The sequence below is a fragment of the Methylobacterium sp. Leaf85 genome, from assembly GCF_001422125.1.
Taxonomy (GTDB): domain Bacteria; phylum Pseudomonadota; class Alphaproteobacteria; order Rhizobiales; family Beijerinckiaceae; genus Methylobacterium; species Methylobacterium bullatum.
Window position 1 is genome coordinate 54791 of sequence record NZ_LMME01000031.1, and the last position, 18202, is coordinate 72992.

21 protein-coding genes are annotated in these 18202 nt (G+C 68.1%); 15 read left to right on the forward strand and 6 right to left on the reverse strand.

Annotation, left to right across the window (positions count from 1 at the left end; genetic code table 11):
- The first annotated feature begins 120 nt into the window (after positions 1-120).
- Entirely contained in the window at positions 121-900 is a 780-nt protein-coding gene (locus tag ASF08_RS16585; RefSeq protein WP_056147323.1) for an alpha/beta hydrolase, read from the forward strand.
- Positions 901-920: 20 nt separating this feature from the next.
- Here ASF08_RS16585 and ASF08_RS16590 read toward each other — a convergent pair whose 3' ends face one another.
- Positions 921-1205, reverse strand: a complete 285-nt coding sequence (locus ASF08_RS16590; RefSeq protein ID WP_018042010.1) for a DUF1150 family protein — start codon at positions 1203-1205, stop codon at positions 921-923.
- Between the two features lie 78 nt (positions 1206-1283).
- Positions 1284-1721 (reverse strand): Hsp20 family protein, encoded by a 438-nt coding sequence (locus tag ASF08_RS16595; RefSeq protein WP_056147326.1) that lies wholly within the window; start codon positions 1719-1721, stop codon positions 1284-1286.
- 594 nt (positions 1722-2315) lie between these two features.
- On the opposite strand from ASF08_RS16595, the gene ASF08_RS16600 reads away from it, so the two are divergent.
- The 7 genes from ASF08_RS16600 (at position 2316) to ASF08_RS25380 (ending at position 6512) form a co-directional block, all read left to right on the forward strand.
- A complete protein-coding gene (locus tag ASF08_RS16600) occupies positions 2316-2792 on the forward strand; it encodes a hypothetical protein (protein ID WP_018042008.1) in 477 nt (158 codons plus the stop codon).
- Between the two features lie 86 nt (positions 2793-2878).
- The gene (locus tag ASF08_RS16605) at positions 2879-3571 is read left to right on the forward strand and encodes a MotA/TolQ/ExbB proton channel family protein (RefSeq protein ID WP_056147329.1); all 693 of its coding nucleotides are present in this window, start codon (positions 2879-2881) and stop codon (positions 3569-3571) included.
- Positions 3572-3681: 110 nt separating this feature from the next.
- Positions 3682-4164 (forward strand): protein TolR, encoded by a 483-nt coding sequence (gene tolR, locus ASF08_RS16610; RefSeq protein WP_056147332.1) that lies wholly within the window; start codon positions 3682-3684, stop codon positions 4162-4164.
- 5 nt (positions 4165-4169) lie between these two features.
- Positions 4170-5174: an energy transducer TonB family protein gene (locus tag ASF08_RS16615; protein WP_056147334.1), complete on the forward strand. Its 1005-nt coding sequence runs from the start codon at positions 4170-4172 to the stop codon at positions 5172-5174.
- Positions 5175-5187: 13 nt separating this feature from the next.
- A complete protein-coding gene (locus ASF08_RS16620; protein ID WP_056147337.1) occupies positions 5188-5712 on the forward strand; it encodes a metallophosphoesterase family protein in 525 nt (174 codons plus the stop codon).
- A 138-nt stretch (positions 5713-5850) separates the two neighbouring features.
- The gene (locus tag ASF08_RS16625; protein WP_027170868.1) at positions 5851-6165 is read left to right on the forward strand and encodes a hypothetical protein; all 315 of its coding nucleotides are present in this window, start codon (positions 5851-5853) and stop codon (positions 6163-6165) included.
- 191 nt (positions 6166-6356) lie between these two features.
- Positions 6357-6512 carry a hypothetical protein gene (locus ASF08_RS25380; RefSeq protein WP_018042002.1) on the forward strand — a complete coding sequence of 52 codons (156 nt, stop codon included), beginning with the start codon at positions 6357-6359 and terminating at the stop codon, positions 6510-6512.
- Between the two features lie 12 nt (positions 6513-6524).
- Here the strand turns inward: ASF08_RS25380 and ASF08_RS16630 are convergent, their stop codons facing one another.
- Entirely contained in the window at positions 6525-6779 is a 255-nt protein-coding gene (locus tag ASF08_RS16630) for a hypothetical protein (RefSeq protein ID WP_056147340.1), read from the reverse strand.
- A gap of 298 nt (positions 6780-7077) precedes the next feature.
- Between ASF08_RS16630 and flaF the strand changes: the two genes are divergently transcribed.
- Positions 7078-7437: a flagellar biosynthesis regulator FlaF gene (gene flaF, locus ASF08_RS16635; protein WP_018042000.1), complete on the forward strand. Its 360-nt coding sequence runs from the start codon at positions 7078-7080 to the stop codon at positions 7435-7437.
- 252 nt (positions 7438-7689) lie between these two features.
- Here the strand turns inward: flaF and ASF08_RS16640 are convergent, their stop codons facing one another.
- From ASF08_RS16640 to modB, 3 genes are all read right to left on the reverse strand, one after another.
- Complete coding sequence (locus ASF08_RS16640; protein WP_018041999.1) at positions 7690-8082, reverse strand: hypothetical protein; 393 nt, start codon at positions 8080-8082, stop codon at positions 7690-7692.
- A 158-nt stretch (positions 8083-8240) separates the two neighbouring features.
- The gene (gene modC, locus ASF08_RS16645) at positions 8241-9386 is read right to left on the reverse strand and encodes a molybdenum ABC transporter ATP-binding protein (RefSeq protein ID WP_056147345.1); all 1146 of its coding nucleotides are present in this window, start codon (positions 9384-9386) and stop codon (positions 8241-8243) included.
- 8 nt (positions 9387-9394) lie between these two features.
- A complete protein-coding gene (modB, locus tag ASF08_RS16650) occupies positions 9395-10087 on the reverse strand; it encodes a molybdate ABC transporter permease subunit (protein WP_056147349.1) in 693 nt (230 codons plus the stop codon).
- Between the two features lie 499 nt (positions 10088-10586).
- On the opposite strand from modB, the gene ASF08_RS16655 reads away from it, so the two are divergent.
- From ASF08_RS16655 to ASF08_RS16680, 6 genes are all read left to right on the forward strand, one after another.
- A complete protein-coding gene (locus tag ASF08_RS16655) occupies positions 10587-11504 on the forward strand; it encodes a 50S ribosomal protein L11 methyltransferase (protein WP_056147351.1) in 918 nt (305 codons plus the stop codon).
- A 43-nt stretch (positions 11505-11547) separates the two neighbouring features.
- Complete coding sequence (locus ASF08_RS16660) at positions 11548-13392, forward strand: aminopeptidase P family protein (RefSeq protein ID WP_056147354.1); 1845 nt, start codon at positions 11548-11550, stop codon at positions 13390-13392.
- Positions 13393-13513: 121 nt separating this feature from the next.
- On the forward strand, positions 13514-13777 hold the full coding sequence (locus ASF08_RS16665; RefSeq protein WP_156629627.1) for a hypothetical protein: 264 nt from the start codon (positions 13514-13516) through the stop codon (positions 13775-13777).
- 178 nt (positions 13778-13955) lie between these two features.
- Entirely contained in the window at positions 13956-15230 is a 1275-nt protein-coding gene (locus tag ASF08_RS16670) for an NAD(P)/FAD-dependent oxidoreductase (protein ID WP_056147359.1), read from the forward strand.
- A 146-nt stretch (positions 15231-15376) separates the two neighbouring features.
- Complete coding sequence (locus ASF08_RS16675) at positions 15377-17554, forward strand: protein-disulfide reductase DsbD family protein (RefSeq protein ID WP_056147890.1); 2178 nt, start codon at positions 15377-15379, stop codon at positions 17552-17554.
- Positions 17555-17559: 5 nt separating this feature from the next.
- Positions 17560-18192, forward strand: coding sequence for a redoxin domain-containing protein (locus ASF08_RS16680; protein WP_056147362.1), 633 nt, complete (start codon positions 17560-17562; stop codon positions 18190-18192).
- Positions 18193-18202 lie beyond the last annotated feature (10 nt).

Genomic DNA, 18202 nt, shown 5'->3' on the forward strand with positions numbered 1-18202 from the left:
GGACTCGTCTCGTGTTTCGATCATGGTCTCCAGCATCGGGGGCACGCTTTACGGCTCGGTAAACGAAATGCGACTGCATCACAGTCAAATCTCGGTTTTACCGGATAAAAGGGACTACGCATGGACTCAGCGCTCAGCCAGGCCCCGACCTTCATCACCGTGGGCAAGGGAGACGCCGCGCGGCGCATCGCGGTACGCAGCCGCGCGGGAGACGGACCCGCTCTGGTCTGGCTCGGGGGCTTCCGCTCCGATATGGGCGCCACCAAGGCGATGGTCCTCGACGCCTATGCGCGGGACCATGGCCGCGCGCTCGTCAGGTTCGACTATACCGGGCACGGCGAATCGGAGGGAGAGTTCGCCGAATCGACGATCTCGACCTGGCTCGAAGACGCCATGGCGGTCCTCGACGCCACCGTGACGGGGCCGGCCATCCTCGTCGGCTCGTCGATGGGAGGCTGGATCGCCTGCCTCGCGGCGCGCGCGCGGGCGCTCCGGGGCGACGCCCCCCTGGCCGGCATGGTGCTGATCGCTCCCGCCCTCGACTTCACCGAGACCCTGATGTGGGAGCGTTTTCCACCCGATATCCGCGCGACGATGGAGCGGGAGGGGGTGTGGATGCGGCCCACCGACTACGGGCCGGAGCCGGTGCCCACCACCATGGCGCTGATCGAGGACGGGCGCCGGCATCTTCTCCTCGGCGGTCCGATCGATCCGGGCTGCCCGGTGCATATCCTGCAGGGCATGCGCGATCCGGACGTGCCCTACACCCATGCCCTCGCGACGGTGGAACGGCTGCCGGCTTCCGGCATTGTCCTCACCCTCATCGCCGATGGCGACCACCGCCTGTCACGGCCGCAGGATCTCGCACGGCTGCTGGCGGCGGTGGCGGAGATCGGCTGAGCCGCGAGGCGGGTCGTTCTTCAGTGCAGGCTCACGGCGTGCAGATCGTTCGCCACCGCGTTGGCGACGATCACGTCCCGCGAATCGGCCAGCAGGATCGGGCTGCCGCTGGCCGAGAGCAGGGCGAACAGGTCCATGCCCGGGGTCAGGTCAGGCGCCTGCGGAAACAGCCGCTTCACCTCGTCGGAGCGGATCGGCCGGACATAGGCGATGTGCCCTTCGCCGAGAGCCGCGAGATCGGCAGCGTTGAACTCGGCGGGGTCGAGATCGGCCGGGGTGATCGGATTCGGGTTGAAATCGGTCATGATGCCCTCCTTTCGAGGCAGAGCTTGGTCCGGTGCGGTTCCGTTCGCTGGCCGTCACCGGGTAGGTAGGTCGCGCTCCTAGACGTCGTCGCGGGATGCGATGGCGATCTTCCGGACGATCCGTTCCGGCTCCGGGCGGGTGAGGTCGATGGAGAGAAGTCCGTTCGACAGGTCGGCGCCCACCACCTCCATGCCGTCGGCGAGAAGGAAGGCGCGCTGGAACTGGCGGGCAGCGATGCCGCGATGCAGGAACTGGCGCGATTTGTCGTCGACCTGGCGGCCCCGCACCACGAGCTGATTTTCCTCCAGCATCACGTCGAGTTGGTCCCGCGTGAAGCCGGCCACCGCGAGGGTGATGCGAAGTCGCTCGGGTTCGTCGTCGGAGCGCTGAACGCGCTCGATGTTGTAGGGCGGGTACCCGTCATTGGCCGCCTTCGACACCCGGTCGAGGGCCTGCTCGATCTCGTCGAAGCCGAGAAGAAACGGATGTCCGAACGGAGAAGGCCGTGTCGTCACGTGATCTTGTCCTTCGCGAAGCCCAAGGGTCGATAGATAGAATGAGGCACTTCGAACTGTCGGAGCCCGCCTGCTGCAGCACTCCTCCCGGCGGTAGCCTGCCGGTCATCGCGATATGGAGATGTGGAAAAGCGGCATCAAGGGTTCGGCTCACCGCCGGCTCCTCGCACCGTCCGCCCCCCCAACGGGAGAGGTCCGCCCGGAACACCATCGCATCCGGTGGAGAGGATGATTGCGGTTCGGGAGTAAGCGCGAGAGGTCGGGACGATCAGGCAACTTATTTGGGACGTTTAGGAAATCGACGATGCCCGCGTGGAGCGTCGCAGTAACAGTTTGGAACTGCTCTGATTTTCAGCCCAAAGCTTGATCTTGCCGGATCAATTCGGATACTCCGCGCCACGTCGAACGATGCGGCGGTGCGCAAGCCGGGCGCCACGGGTCAGGCTGGAGCGACACCGGAACGCGAGCGTCGCGCTCATTGCCCGAGGAACCGCCGAAGACGAGCCCTGCCAGGGGTCTCGGCGCTTCTCGTTTGCCATGGCGTTTCGACGCAGGCGACCAGGGACTGCCGCAACCGAGGAGAACCGGACCGTTATGAAAGAGGCGCACTGCGTGATCGACTTCCCAACTCTTTCTCCCGTCCGGGCCGTCGGCGCCGCCCTGGTGGCCACCGCCCTCACGCTGGGATGGGCTGGCTCCGCCGTCGCCCAGGATGCGAAGCCTCCCGCCCTGAAGCTCGAACTCAACCGGCTCGAGCCGGCGGGCGAGGCCTGCCGCACCTATCTCCTCGTGGACAATAGCCGCGGCACCGCGCTGAAATCCCTCAAGCTCGATCTCTTCGCCTTCGATACGGAAGGCGTCGCGCAGAAGCGCCTCGCCGTCGAACTCGGCCCCATCCAGGACCGCAAGACGATGGTTCGGCTGTTCGACTTCCCATCCCTCGCCTGCCCGAAGATCGGCCGCATCCTCCTCAACGACGTCCTCGCCTGCGAAGGCGGCGAGGCCAGCCGCGAGAGCTGCCTCGACCGGATCGAAACCGAGAGCAAGACGAGCGCGACGTTCACGCGCTGACCCCGCGGGCGGGCCGACGGCCCGTCCGAACGCCGATCCGGTCGCCCCTCGGCGATCGCCACCCAACGAAACCCGAGGAGCCCGCCATGGATCCGACTTCCGCGCCGGCCGCTGCCGCCCACGACTTCTCCTTCATCGGCCTGTTTCTCCAGGCGGACCCGATCGTCAAAAGCGTCATGATCCTGCTGGTGGTCGCCTCGATCGCCTGTTGGACGGTGGTGTTCGAAAAGCTCGTCCGCTTCGCCGCCGCCAAGCGTCAGGCTAAGGCCTTCGATGCCCTGGTCCGCTCCGGCGGTTCGCTCGAAGCGACGGGATCGGGGATCGATGCGGGCATCGTTCAGGCCGGTCTCGAGGCCTGGCGCGACCAGGATGCCACCGAGACCCGTGCCGAGCGCCGCGACCGTATCGAGCGCGCCATGCGGGCCGCCCTCACATTGCAGGTCAAGCGCCTCCAGAGCGGCCTGCCGCTTCTGGCGACCTCCGGCTCCACCGCCCCCTTCATCGGCCTCTTCGGCACGGTCTGGGGCATCATGAACTCGTTTTCGTCCATCGCCCAGAGCCAGGACACGTCGCTCGCCGTGGTGGCCCCCGGCATCGCCGAGGCCCTCTTCGCCACGGCCATCGGCCTCATCGTCGCGATCCCGGCGGTGATGGCCTACAACAAGCTGACCAACGATCTCGGCCGAGTGCAATCCGCCTTCGTCGCGAGCATCGGCACCCTCGGCAACCGCCTCGCGCGGGACCGCAAGAGCGTGCCGCACGCCGCCGCCGCCGAGTAGCACGGCTCTCTCGACGCTCTGAACATTCCATGGCCGGCGCGAATGCGGCGGCACGGTGACGACATGCGGCGGGCCATCGAGCCGGCCGCCGATGCCCCGGAGGGCGAACGATGGGTATGGGTTCGGTCCGCGCCAGCGGCGGCGGCGACGACGAGGACGACCTCGACTCGGCGCCGATGTCTGAGATCAACGTCACTCCGATGGTGGACGTGATGCTGGTGCTGCTGATCATCTTCATGGTCGCGGCGCCGCTGATGACGACGGGCGTGCCCGTGCAACTGCCGAAGACCACGGCCGCCAAGGTCGCTCAGGCGAAGAAGCCGCTTGAAATCTCCATCGACAAGGAAGGCAAGCCGTTCCTGGCCAAGGACGAGCTGACGCCCGAGACGATCATGCCGCGCCTGAAGGCGCTGGCGGCGGAAGACCCGACCCAGGTCATGCTGGTGCGCGGCGACAAGGAGGTGCCCTACGGCAAGATCATGGAAGTGATGGGCCTCGTCGGCCAGGCCGGCTTCACCAAGGTGTCGCTCATCGCGCAATCCCCGGGCGGAGCGCTTCCGGCTGCCCCCGCGGCGAGTGGAGCACCGCGGTAGACCCAATGAGCGCCCTCGTCTCGACACGTGAACCCGGACCAAAAGGTCCCACGGGACTCGCTGCCGCCTTCCTCGTGGCCTTCGTCCTGCACCTGGCGGTGCTGGCCGGCATGATGCTGTTCGGTCAGCCGCCCAAGGCGCCCCCCGGCGAGAACACGATCACCATCGATCTGGCGCCGCAATCGACGGAGGCCGAAGCCCCGTCGGCTCCCGCCATGACGGAGGCAGTGCCTCCCCCTGCGGAGGAGACCCCGGTCGAGACGCCGGACGTGGTGGAAGAGGTGCAACCGCCCGACATGGCGGAGGTGACGCCGCCCGAGACCGCCGAGATCCCCCCCGACGAGACCCAGCCCGTGGTCACGCCCGACACGATCACGGAGGTGCCGCCGGAAGAGCAGGTGGTGACCTCCACCGCCGAGGTGGCCGAGCCCCTCGTTCCCCCGCCGCCGGTCGTGGCCAAGCCGCCCGAGCCGGTGAAGCCACCCAAGCCCGTCGAGATCGTCAAACCGAAGCCGAAGCCCGATCCCAAGATCGAGGCGAAGCGCCGGGAGGAACTGGAGGCCAAGCGCGAGGCCATCCGCGAGGCGAAGCTGAAGGCGGCCAAGGAAGCCAAGCTCAGAGCCGCACGCGAGACCATGAGGCGCGCCGCTCAGGAGGGCGGGCCCGCCAGTTCGGCCTCCTCCGCCCGGCAGGCGAGCACGGGCTCGTCCGCCTCCGGCAACGATCCGAGTGCCCTGCGCCAATGGCAGGGAGCCCTGGCCTCGGCCATCAACGGCCGCATGAACCGCAACGCGGCGGCGGGGACGGCGGGGGGCACCGCCGTGGTGCGCTTCACCGTCTCACGCTCGGGTCAGGTCCTCAGTGCCGGGCTCGCCAGCAGCAGCGGCATCAGCGTCATTGACGGCGCGGCGCTGGCCGCCGTGCGCGGTTCGCTGCCGGCGGCTCCTCCCGGCGTCTCCGTGAGCAGCCTCGCCGTCACCGTTCCCATGCGCTTCCGGCCCGGCGGCTGAGCCGGTCGGGGTCGTGGCGGTTTGGTTCACCAGCGATACGCATTTCGGCGACAGGCGTGCGCTGAACATCGACCGGCGTCCCTATCCGGACCTCGCGGCCCACGATGCCGGCCTCATCGCCAACTGGAACGAGAGGGTCGCGCCGGAGGACACCATCTGGCATCTCGGCGACGTGGCGGTCGGCCCCTCCGACGCGCGCATCGCCGACATCGTCGGCGCTCTCAACGGCGTGAAGCACCTGATCGTCGGCAACAATGACGGTCCGGGTACGCTCGCCCTGCGGGACTGGGCCTCGGTGGGCCATTATGCCGAGATCGACGTGGAAGGGCGGCGGCTCGTCCTCTGCCATTACGCGTTCCGAACTTGGAACGGCATCGGCCGCGGCGCCCTCAATCTCCACGGCCATTCCCACGGCAAGCTCGCGCCGGCCCCACGGCAATACGATGTCGGGGTCGACGTTCATGCCTGTGCCCCGGTGCGCCTCGACCGGATTCTGGCCTCTCGCCGGCGCAAGAAACCTGCGGAACCTTCGCCGTGAGTTCGCCGTTTGAACGGCAGACTCGACGATGACGACCGATCACTGGCCTTGAACTTGATGAGGCACCGACCGGACCAAGTCGCCTGGGTCGAAAGACGGACAGACCACCTTCAACGAGACGCACAATCGGATTCTCCCATGCGCTTCGCTCCTGCAACGCCCATCGCCGCTCTTGGCTTCGTGCTGTGCATGATCGCCCCCACCCTCGCGGCGCCCTCCTGCCTCAAGGGGGAACGGAAGATCCAGGAAGCCGCGGCGCTGCGATACCAAGCTCGCGAGGAAGCACGTCTCGGCAACCGTGACCGGGTGTGCGACACCCTCGACGAAGTCGGCGATCGGTACGAGGACGCGAAGGAAGCCTTCGAGGATTGCGGTGCCGGCATCGTCGCCATCGATCTTCGCAGCGAAACGCGGGCTTTGCGGGCCGCCAAATCGGTGAATCGTTGCGACTGAACGGTGAGATCGGACGCGGATACTGCGTTCTCGCCTCATCCGACTGACAATTCGAACTCAAATCGGCATCCGCTCTACTGCGAATTGCCTCTGCATCCGCCTGTCCGGTGCGGCGACGCACAGCCGCCCCGCCATCCCCACGTCACAGCTTCACGAACGACGGAAAGCTTGTCCGTCGGGAGACTTCCGTCATGAACGCTTCCGCCCAGCACAGCGATCTCACCCTGCTCTCGTCCCACGCCGCCCACTCGTCGGCGACCGGCCCGTCTTTCGCGGCGGCTCTGTGCGGGTTCCTCTCGACCACCGTGGCGACGACGATGGTGATGTTCCTCCTCAGCAGCCTGTGATCGTCGGCCCCATTACGGGGCCACGAACCAGAAGCGTCGCTTGGAGAACAGCATGTCCGGGTGGCCGATGCTCTGATCGCCTTGAGGTCGGGCCGGGACGAGACTGCAAGGGGGCTCGATGCGCGGCGGAGCCGCCGGGAGTAGCAGCGCCGACGAGACGGGATAGAGGCCGAGCCTGGCCTGGACCTCGGGCTGCCGGACGGCGACGATGGTGACGACCCCGGCGATGAGCCCTCCGGCGAGCGTACCGAGCAGAAAATTCATCATGTCTGTGAAAAGTCGTGCCCGCCCGCAGCGCGGGTCTGCTTCGACGCAGCATGACCGCAAAATCTAACTGATACGTTGCACAATGCCGTCCGGCGTCGTTCCCTTGCTGCAGCGCACGCCATCGTGTCGGTCGATCCAGTCGGACAAGGCGAGGTCATCCACCTCACTCCACGTCCTCCGCCAGCTTATCGGCATGATTGGGGCGAAATCCGTCCGCTACCAGATTTTAACCTTACCCCGTCAACGTCTGCCTCCAGCGGCTCGAATCAGCTCGGCCGCTTCGGGAGAAGGATCGACCATGTCCTACGGAGCCAGTGCCTATGCACGGGTCGCGCAGACCGCGTTGTCGCCTCGGGAGGCGGAGGCAGCCGTCCTTATCAAGGCAGCGGGCCGGCTCCAGACGATCCAGGAAGATTGGCAGAACCAGTCGGGAGCGTTGAACGAGGCCCTGAACTTCAATCAGAAAGTCTGGACGATCATTGCCGGTGCCGCGACGGCTCCCGAGAGCCAGTTGCCGATCGAAATCAAGACGAGCATTGCCGAACTCTCGACCTTCGTCTTCAAGCGGATGATCGACACGATGATCGACCCGAAGGCGGAGAAGCTATCGGCCCTCATCAACATCAATCACCAGATCGCCGCCGGGCTGCGCACCTGACGCACGAGGGTGCCCCTCTGGAAGCGTGCGTACGCCTCGCGACGCATACCGGCACGCTGGATCGGCTGTCGCGATACCATGGCCGCCGGGCTAACCAGTGCCGGTTTCCTCGGCTAACCCGCTGGAGGGGTCTCTCAGCTTCCTGTGAACAACGACGCCGGCTCTACGGGCCAACGACGAAAAGGTCGTAGCCCGAGCTACGACCTTGCTTGCCCACCCTCCCTCGGCTTGTGCTTCCGGCCCCAGTTCCCGTCAGGCCGTTCGATCGAGGGGGTGCTGATCTTCCTTCGCCCGCATCGCCGTCGCCTCCGCATAGGCGCGGGCTCGAAGGATCGTGGCCTCGGGCAACTGAACGACGACATCACCGGAATTCGGGTCCACCACCTGATAAACGAGGCTCTTGGTGTCCTGATCCACCGTTATGCGGCGCTCATCGGCCGTCGGCGCCTCTGTGTCGGGCTTCGGCGCCTGATCGTCGGCGACGGGTGCGTCGTCCAGCCGAACATCGAAGCGCACGGGTGGATCCAACGGCGTGCCGACCGTCGTCGCCGGGCCGGCTTTACGCACCGGAGCCGGGGCATTCACGATCGGAGCGACTGGCGCGACGGTGGGCATCGACATCGGAGAAATACTGAGGATCGTCATTGCACGCCCTTTCGAAGGTGGTCGTGGCATGCAACCAAAAACGACGGCGAGGGTAAACCAGTCTTTAAAACCCGCCGATTACCCACCACTGTCCCCGAAGATGAGAAAGGAATTCTCAAGGGGATAGATAGTTTTTTAAGAATCAGGCCAGCGCGCGGTCAGATTTCCACCGCGTCCGGCCTCGCCGTGCCGACACCCTCGGGATCGAAGGCGACGCTTTTCACCACGGCGTAGACGGCGCGGCCGGGCGCGAGGGCGAGATCGCGCACCGAGGCGCGGGTCAGGCGGGCCGCCAGCAGGACGCCGTTGCAGTCGATCTCCACCATGGACGCCGCCTCGCCGAGGGCGTGGATCGAGACGACGCGCCCTTCGAGCAGGTTGCGTGCGCTCAAACCCAGCGGCGGCTGCGTGGCGAGGAGGACGTCACGCGCCGGCACGCGGATGCGCACCGCCGTGCCGGGGCTCCGCGTCAGGCGGGGAACGGAGAGCCGACCGGCACGCCCGCTCAGGCGCGTCAGGCCGGTCTCGGGATCGGTCTCGCCCACGACCATGTCGAGGAGCGCGCCGGCCTCTCCCCCCTGCGCGGCAAGGAGGTCCGCCCGGCGAAGCACCGCATCGGCCGTGCCGACGGCGGCGACACGGCCGGTCTCGAGCACCACGACGGTGCGCGCCAGCCGCGCCACCTCCGAGACCGCATGGCTGACATAGACGATGGGCAGACCAGCCTCGTCGCGCAGGCGCTCGATATAGGGCAGGATCTCGGCCTTGCGGGCCTCGTCGAGGGCGGCGAGGGGCTCGTCCATGAGCAGGAGCCGGGGCCGGCTGAGCAGGGCCCGGCCGATCGCCACCCTTTGCGCCTCGCCACCCGACAGCCCCGCCGGCCGCCGGTCGAGGAGATGGCCGATGCCGAGGAGATCGACGACGCCGTCGAAGGCGATCCCGTCGCTGCGGCTCCGCGCGAAGGCCCGGCCGTAGCCCAGGTTCCGACGCACGCTGAGATGCGGCAACAGCCGCGCCTGCTGGAACACCACCCCGATGCGCCGACGATGGGCCGGAACGGCGATCCCCCGCTCCCTGTCGAGAAGCGTCTCGCCCGACACCGCGATGCGGCCCCGATCGGGCCGTGCCAGCCCGGCGACGAGATCGATCACCGTGGTCTTGCCCGAGCCCGAACGGCCGAACAGGGCGGTGAGACCGGGGCCGGCGGTGAAGGCGACGTCGAGGCTGAAGGCCCCCCGCGTGAGCGACACATCGATGTCGAGGGTAACGGAGTCCTGCGTAGCGGGGTCGCGGGTGGCGGACATGGGTCTCCTCACCCCGTGCCGAGGCGGACCGCGAGGCGCCGGGCCAGCAGGTCTGAGACGAGGAGGGCCGCCATCGACAGGGCCACCGAGATCAGGGTGAGGCGCAACGCGGCCCCCTCCCCGCCCGGCACCTGAGTCAGGCTGTAGATCGCGGAGGGCAGCGTCTGTGTCTCGCCGGGGATGTTGGAGACGAAGGTGATGGTGGCGCCGAACTCGCCCATCGCCTTGGCGAAAGCGAGCACCGAACCGGCGAGGATGCCGGGCATGGCGAGCGGCAGGGTGACGGTGAGGAAGACCGCGCTCGGCCTTGCTCCGAGGGTGGCGGCGGCCTGTTCGAGGCGCCGGTCCACGGCCTCGATGGACAGGCGCATGGCCCGAACCATCAGCGGAAACCCCATGATCGCGCAGGCCAGAGCCGCTCCGGTCCAGCGGAACGAGAACACGATCCCGACCTCGGCGAGCGCCGCGCCGAAGGTGCCGCGCCGCCCGAACGACAGCAGCAGGAGATAGCCCGTCACCACGGGAGGCAGGATCAGGGGCAAGTGGACCAGGCCGTCCAAGAGCGCGCGGCCGGGGAAACGTCCGCGCGCCAGGAGCATGGCGATGCCGAGACCGGGAAAGAGGCTCGCCAGCGTCGCCACGGAGGCGACCTTCAAGCTCAGACCGATGGCGCTCCATTCGTCGGGGGTGAAATCGAGCACGGGATGCGAATCAGACGCCGGTCTCGGAGGAGCGCATGCCCGAGCTTCGAATGCCGCTAGCCTGGATCATGGAGACGCGCATCCCTCTCGCGGCAATCCGATCCTCGCGAACCGCACCAGCCAATCACAAGCGCGGATAGCACGAATCGCGGCCACCCATGAGGGCATGCGCTCAGGGGGCGTTCGGTTCGTCCTCCGGCTTGATCCGGCGTTCGGCGCGATGGAGCCGACTCAAGAGAACCAGCATCGAACCCGGAATCGGTTCGAAATGCGGCTCGGAATCGAGCAACCCCGTGGCTCCGCTCGCACGGAGGCGTCTGGCGGTCCTCCTGCCGACGATGGCCACGGGGGCCCGGGTTATGTTTTTCTTCTGGTTCGTACTCAACACCGCACCCTCGAACGCCGCAGGGACGACAGGAGAAGCGCAGAAAAACGCGAAGGTTCGGGTTCGGTTCCGCGACGGTGGCGGGCAATCCCCGCGGATGCTAGAGCCCGCACCATGCTCGAAGGCCTTCATCCCAACCGCCCCACCCATGTGCTGCGCCTCCTCACGGACGAGCGGTCGGCGCGCGCCATGACCGACATCCTCGGCGAGATGTTCGATCCGACGGAGACGGCGGTGGCCGCCTTCGAGGCGGAGGACGGCAAGACCTGGCGGCTGGAGGCCTATTTCGCCGACGCTCCGGACGAGGAGATGGTCCGCGACCTGATCCGCCCCCTGGTGGGCGAACAGGCCGATGCGGCCGTGTTCGAGACCATCGATCAGCAGGATTGGGTCCGCGCCTCCCTGGAAGGATTGAATCCCGTCCGCGCCGGGCGGTTCCTCGTCCACGGCGCGCATGACCGCCACACTGTGCGGCCCAACGATCTGGCTATCGAGATCGAGGCGGCCCTCGCCTTCGGCACAGGCCACCACGGCACGACGCTGGGCTGCCTAAAGGCGCTGGCCGGCATCCTGAAGCAGGGCCGTCCCGCGCATGTTCTCGATGTGGGCACCGGCACCGGCATCCTCGCCTTCGCGGCGGCCAAAGCCCTGCATCAGCCGGTCCATGCCGGCGACCTCGACCCCGAGGCGGTCTCCACCGCCAAGGGCAATGCCCGCTTGAACGGTCTCGGCGGCCTCGTCCGGCTCTATGTCGGACCCGGCGTGCGCCATGCGAGCGCGAACCGGAGCCGGCGCTTCGACGTGGTCTTCGCCAACATCCTCGCTCGGCCCCTGAAGCGCCTCGCGCCGACCCTCACGGCGACGGTGGCGGATCACGGCGTGCTCATCCTCTCGGGGCTGATCGAACGCGACGTGCCCGGCGTCCTCTCCACCTATCGCCATCGCGGCTTCCACCTCGCCTGGCATGGCTTGATCGAGGGCTGGGCGACGCTGGTGCTCAAGCGCGGCGGAGCGGCACCGCGCCCGCTCTGAGGGCGGTTGCCGCCTCGTCCGGCGGCGCGTAACTCTCGATCCCATGAGCCGCGCCCGCTTCCAGACCTTCGACGATCCGAGCCACCGGGAGGGCGCGACGCGCATCGCCGCCCTGAGGGAGGCAATGCGGCGGGCGGGGATCGACGGGTTCGTGGTGCCCCGCGCCGACGAGCATCAGTCGGAATACGTGCCCGCGAATGCCGAGCGCCTCGCCTGGCTCACAGGCTTCACCGGCTCGGCCGGCACCGCCGTGATTCTCGCCGACGAAGCGGCCCTGGTGGTGGACGGGCGCTACACGCTCCAGGCTCCGGCACAGGTGGACACCACGATCCTCACCCCGGTTCAGCTCGCAGAGACCAGTGTCGAGGCCTGGATCGGCGAGCACCTGAGGCAGGGCGCCGTGCTCGGCTACGATCCCTGGCTCCACACCGCCGAGGGCGTCGCCAAATTGGAGAAGGCGGCGGCCAAGGCCGGGGCCAGCATCTCACCGGTTGCGGAGAACCCCGTCGATGCGGTCTGGGCCGACAGGCCCGCCGCCCCCGCAGGCGCGGTGGTGGCGCATCCCCTCGAACTCGCCGGAGACTCCGTCGAGGCCAAGCTCCGCCGCATCCGCGAGGCGCTCGGGCGCGGCGGCTGCGACGCCCTGGTGATCTCCGATCCGCATAATCTCGCCTGGGCGTTCAACCTGCGCGGCAGCGACGTGGCGCATACGCCCCTGGCGCTGGGCTATGCCGTCGTCCCCCGGACCGGGCGTGCCGCTCTGTATCTCACCTCGTCGGCCATCGATCCCGCCTTGCGGGAGGCGCTTTCGCCCTCCGCGGACATCGCCGGGCGGGCGGATTTCGACGCCGCCCTCGCCGCTCTCGCTGCCGGAGCGTCCAGGATCAGGCTCGATTCCGCCACCGGCGCGTCGGCCCTGGCGACACTGGTGGAACAGGCCGGGGGCCGGGTCGATCCCGGCCCGGATCCGATCACGCTGATGAAGGCGGTGAAGAATGCGGGCGAGATCGCCGGATCGCGCGCGGCCCATCATCGCGACGGGATCGCAGTCACCCGCTTTCTCGCCTGGCTCTCGCGGCAGGCGCCGGGCGGCCTCCTCACCGAGATCGCCGCCGTGGACGCGCTGGAGGATCTTCGCGGCGAAACCGGCCTTTTGCGGGACATCTCCTTCCCGACCATCTCGGGCAGCGGCCCCAACGGCGCCATCGTGCATTACCGCGTCACCCGCGACACAGACCGGACGGTCGGCGAGGGCGAACTCTTCCTCGTCGATTCGGGCGCGCAATATGCGGACGGGACCACCGACATCACGCGCACCATCGCGATCGGCACGCCGACGGAGGAGATGCGCGACCGCTTCACGCGCGTGCTCAAGGGCCATGTCGCCATCGCGCGGGCCATATTCCCGAAGGGGACCACCGGCGCGCAGATCGATTCCTTCGCCCGCGCGCCGCTCTGGGGGGCGGGGCTCGATTTCGATCACGGCACCGGCCACGGTGTCGGCGCATTCCTCTCCGTCCATGAAGGCCCGCAGCGCATCGCCAAGACCGGCACCACCGCCCTCTCGCCCGGTATGATCCTTTCCAACGAGCCGGGCTATTACCGGGCCGGCGCCTACGGCATCCGCATCGAGAACCTCGTCCTCGTGGAGGAGCGCGCGATCCCCGGCGGGGACCGGCCGATGCTCGGCTTCGAGACCCTGACTCTCGCCCCCTACGATGCCAGCCTCATCGACCTCTCGCTACTGGACGAGGCCGAGATCGCCTGGATCGATGCGTATCACGCGCGGGTGCGGGAGGCCCTGAGCGCCGATCTCGACGGGGAGACGCGGGTGTGGCTCGAAGCGGCGACGCGGCCTTTGCGTCGGATGAAGGACGCAGACGCGTGATCCTTCAGGAGAGCCAAGCCAAAGGCCCCTTGAGATGAAGGACTTTTATGGCCCCCTTGTCGCACTTTACGGAGGCCCCTTCGTCCTCGCTCTCTTGCTGCGCCGATGGAGGCACATCGGGTTGGCGGCATTCGCGGGCCTGCTCGTCACGTCGTTTGCCGTGAATAGCCTCCACAGCAGCAATGGCGCAGGTGGGCCGTTAGGTTTCGCGATCCTGATGGTCGGAGTCATCGGCCTCTATACGGGTCTGGCGACGCGGGCGATCAGCTTCCGCCTCGCTCCGCTATCTTCCGCGCCTGTCCGATTCGGCGTCCTCGCCGCCTTCGGCTTTAGCCTTTGGCCCCTCATCATCGCGATGTTCGCATTCGTGAAAAGTCGCGGGTAAGTCAGAAACTGGCAGTTTTGGTTTCTCCATTGCGACCTCGCGGTCCCCGTCCACATCGAGAGCATGATGGGGATGGTTGGCAAGGCCTTACGATCGACTTCGGATCGATCCGAGATGGGTGCCGCAGCGGCCGTGTCATGCCGAAGGTGGAGAGGATGCCCACACAGGAACACACGACATGACCGCCCAGACGGACCTCCACGTGGTCGTCATCGGCTCCGGCGCGGTCGGGACGGTGAGCGCCATCGAATGCCTGCGGGCGGGCCACCGGGTCACCGTGGTCGATCCCGGCTCTCCCGGTGGCGAGCAGGCGTCGAGCTATGGCAATGCCGGCTGGCTCTCGTCGCATTCGGTCATCCCGCCGGCGGAGCCCGGCATGTGGAAGCGGGTGCCCTCCTTCCTCCTCGATCCGCTCGGTCCGCTCTCGATCCGCTGGGCTTACCTGCCCAAGGTCATGCCCTGGCTCACGCGGTTTCTGCTCGCCGCCGCCACCACGGCCCGGATCGAGCGCACCGCCCGCGCCATGCGGACACTCCTCCTCGATGCGCCGAAGCTCCACGCGACGCTCGCCGAGGAGGCGGGTGTCCCGCAGCTCGTCGAGCGGCGCGGCGTGCTGCACGTCTATCCCGACCGGGCGGCCTTCGAGCGCGAGGCGCGGTCCTGGGCAATCAGGCGCAAGGTCGGCGTCACGTGGCTCGAACTCTCGGCCGACGAGTTGCGGCAGAGGGAACCCTCCTTGCATAGGCGCTACACGTTCGGCCTCGTGGTCGAGGAGGCCGGCCATTGCCGCGATCCCGGCGGCTACGTCGCCGCCCTGTCCGAACTGGCACAGGCGCGCGGCGCCACCCTGGTCGCCACCCGTGCGACGGGATTCCGACTGGAAGGCGGACGCCTCGCCGCCGTGACGACGGAACACGGCGAGATCCCCTGCGACCGCTCCGTCGTCGCTGCCGGCGCCCGGTCGAAGCCCCTCGCCGCCTCCCTCGGCGATCCGTTGCCTCTGGAGAGCGAGCGCGGCTACCACGTCATGGTGGAGGGCGCCGAGGCGGGGCCGCGCACGCCGGTCATGGCCTCGGACGCCAAGATGATCGTCAACTTCATGAATGGCGGCCTGCGTGCGGCCGGTCAGGTGGAGTTCGCGGGGCTGGCGGCGGCTCCCAACTGGAAGCGTGCCGAGATCCTGCGCGACCACCTCATTTCGATGTTTCCCGGATTACCGAACCCGATACCGGCCGATCGCCTGAAAGTCTGGCTCGGTCACCGCCCGAGCATGCCGGATGGGCGGCCCTGCATCGGCCCGGCGCGCAAGACCATGGATGTCGTCTACGCCTTCGGCCATGGCCATGTGGGCCTCGTCGGTTCGGCGCGAACCGGACGCCTCGTCGCCCAGCTCGTTGGCGGCGCGATACCGGAAATACCCCTCGCGCCCTTCGACCCCCGGCGCTTCCTGTGAGCCTCGCCGACTCGCGTGAGGCACTGCAACGCGGCGATTCCGTCGAGGGCAATCGGGTGCCGACGGTTTTACCGCGGCACCAAACGGCCATATCTAGGCGTCAGGGTGCCATGTCCGGTGCCCCGCTCCTCCGCCTCAAGGTTTCGATGATCCGGCCCCTCGCCCTCCTGCTTCTCGCGCTGATCGGTGCCACGGGGGCCTCGGCGCAGGGGCTCAAGCCGCCGGCCGATCTCGTCAAGGCGAACCTCGTGGCCGAGCCGGGGGCGATCCGGGCCGGGGAACCCTTCACCATCGGTATCCGCATGGTGATGCGCCCGCTTTGGCATGTGTACTGGCGCAATCCGGGCGATTCCGGCCTGTCGCCGGAGGTGGCGTGGTCGCTTCCCCAGGGCTTCACGGCGGGCGCGATCCAGTGGCCGACGCCGAGCCGGATCCCGGTGGCGCATCTGGTGAATTTCGGTTTCGAGGGTGAGACAGTGCTGCTGGCCGAGGTGACCCCCCCGGCGGTGCTTCCGCCCGGCAAGCCCGTGACACTGACGGCCAAGCTCACCTACCTCGTCTGCGAGCGCGAATGCATTCCGGGTTCCGCCGATCTGAAGCTCAGCGTGCCGGTGGCCGCTCCGGGCACCAGCGTGGGAAGCTCGGCTACCAATATCCTGCTGTTCGAGGATGCCCGCGCGGCCCTCCCCGTTCCCTCGCCCTGGCCGGTGACACTCACGAGCGAGGGCGACAGGCTGGTCCTCACCGCCGACGCGCCCGGCCTGAAACCCGACGCGATCCGCCAACCGGCCTTCTTCCCCTATTCCGAGACGGCGATCGAGAACGCCGCTCCACAGACCCTGACCATCGACGACAAGGGGTTCCGTCTGAGCCTTGCGCGGGCGACACCCGGCGAGCCCGCCCCCACGGAGCTTCCCGGCGTCCTCACCTTCGACGAGCAGACCGCCGATGGTACGGTCCAGCGCTCCTATGCCATCGGCGACGCGCCGGCCGCCGCACCCACCGGGGTGATTCCCACGGCATCGGACTCCGCATCGCGAAACACTTCGTCGGAGGAGAGCCTGACCCTGTGGAGTGCGGCCGGCCTCGCCTTCCTCGGCGGGCTCCTCCTCAACCTGATGCCCTGCGTCTTTCCCGTGCTGTCGATCAAGGTGCTGAGCCTCGTCAAGCATTCGGGCGAGCCGGCCGCCCGGGTGCGCCTTCACGGCCTCGCCTACACCGCCGGCGTCCTCGCCGCCTTTCTCTCCCTGGCGGGGCTGCTCATCGCCCTCAAGGGCGCGGGCGCCGGGATCGGCTGGGGTTTCCAGCTGCAATCGCCCCTCGTGGTGGCGGGCCTCGCCTACCTGCTCTTCGCCATGGGCCTCAGCCTCTCCGGCGTGGTCCATTTGGGCGGAGGAATAACCGGGCTCGGCGATGGACTGACCCGGCGGGCGGGGCTCGAAGGGTCGTTCTTCACCGGCATCCTGGCAACGGTGGTTGCCACCCCCTGCACCGCCCCCTTCATGGGCTCGGCGGTAGGCTTCGCACTGACGCAGGCACCGCTGGTGAGCCTCACGGTGTTCGCGAGCCTCGGCCTCGGCCTCGCTTTGCCCTTCCTCGTCCTCACCACATGGCCGGCGGCAGTCCGCCGCCTGCCACGGCCGGGGGCCTGGATGGAAACGCTGAAGGGGGCGCTCGCCTTCCCGATCTACGCCACCGTGGCCTGGCTCGTCTGGGTACTGTCGCAGCAGGTCGGATCGGCCGGCCTCCTGGCCGCGCTCATCGGCCTCGTCCTCGTAGGCCTCGCCGCCTGGGCCTGGGAGCGGGCCCGCCACGCGGGTGGCATCGGCGCCGGGCTCGCCCGCCTCACCTCCGTCGCGGCCCTGGCGGCGACCCTCGCGCTGACCTTCGGCCTCGACCAGGACCGGGCCTCGGCGAATAGCAAGAATGCGACGGCCGAAGGCATCGCCCCCTTCACCCAGGCCCGCCTCGATTCCCTCATGACCGAGGGCAAGCCGGTCTTCGTCAACATGACGGCGGCCTGGTGCATCACCTGTCAGGTCAACGAACGCACGGCGCTCGGCACCCAGAGCGTGAAGGCCGCGTTCAAGGCGCGTGACGTGACCTATCTGAAGGGTGACTGGACCAACCAGAACCCAGAGATCACCGCTCTGCTTGAGAAGCATGGCCGCAGCGGCGTGCCGCTCTACCTGCTCTATACCGGCACGGGCGAGCCCATCGTGCTGCCGCAGATCCTGACATCGGGCATCGTCCTCGACGAGCTATCCAAGATCCCGGCGAATGCCGCCGACCGGCGCGCCACCCTCGAGACCACGAAAAGGTGAGAGCCATGGCCCTGCCCCGCCGGATGATTCTCGCAACCGCGTTCGCTGCCGTGCTCGTCGGACTCTTGCCCATCGGCGAGGCGATGGCGGCGGGGCCGCAGGTGGGCAAGCCCGCTCCGCTCTTCACCGGCACGGATGCCGATGGCCGCACCGTCCGGCTGGAGGATTACAGGGGCAAGACCGTCGTCCTCGAATGGACCAACCACGATTGCCCCTTCGTGATGAAGCATTACGGCGGACAGGCGATGCAGACCCTGCAGAAGAAGTGGACCGAGGCCGGCATCGTCTGGCTGTCGGTCATCTCCTCCGCCCCCGGCGAGCAGGGCGCGGTGGACGGACAGGCCGCCAACCGCCTGACCCAGACCCGGGGGGCCGCCCCTACCGCCGTGATCCTCGACCCAGCCGGCACGATCGGCCGCGCCTACGACGCCAAAACGACGCCTCACATGTTCATCGTCTCGGGTGACGGCACCCTGCTCTACCAGGGCGGCATCGACGACAAGCCTTCCGCCAATCTCGACGACCTCAAGACCGCGAAGAATTACGTGGATCTCGCCCTCACCGAGATCGCCGCCGGCAAGCCGGTGAGCGTGAGGACCGCGAAGCCCTATGGCTGCACGGTGAAATACGCCTCCTGAGGAATCCGCC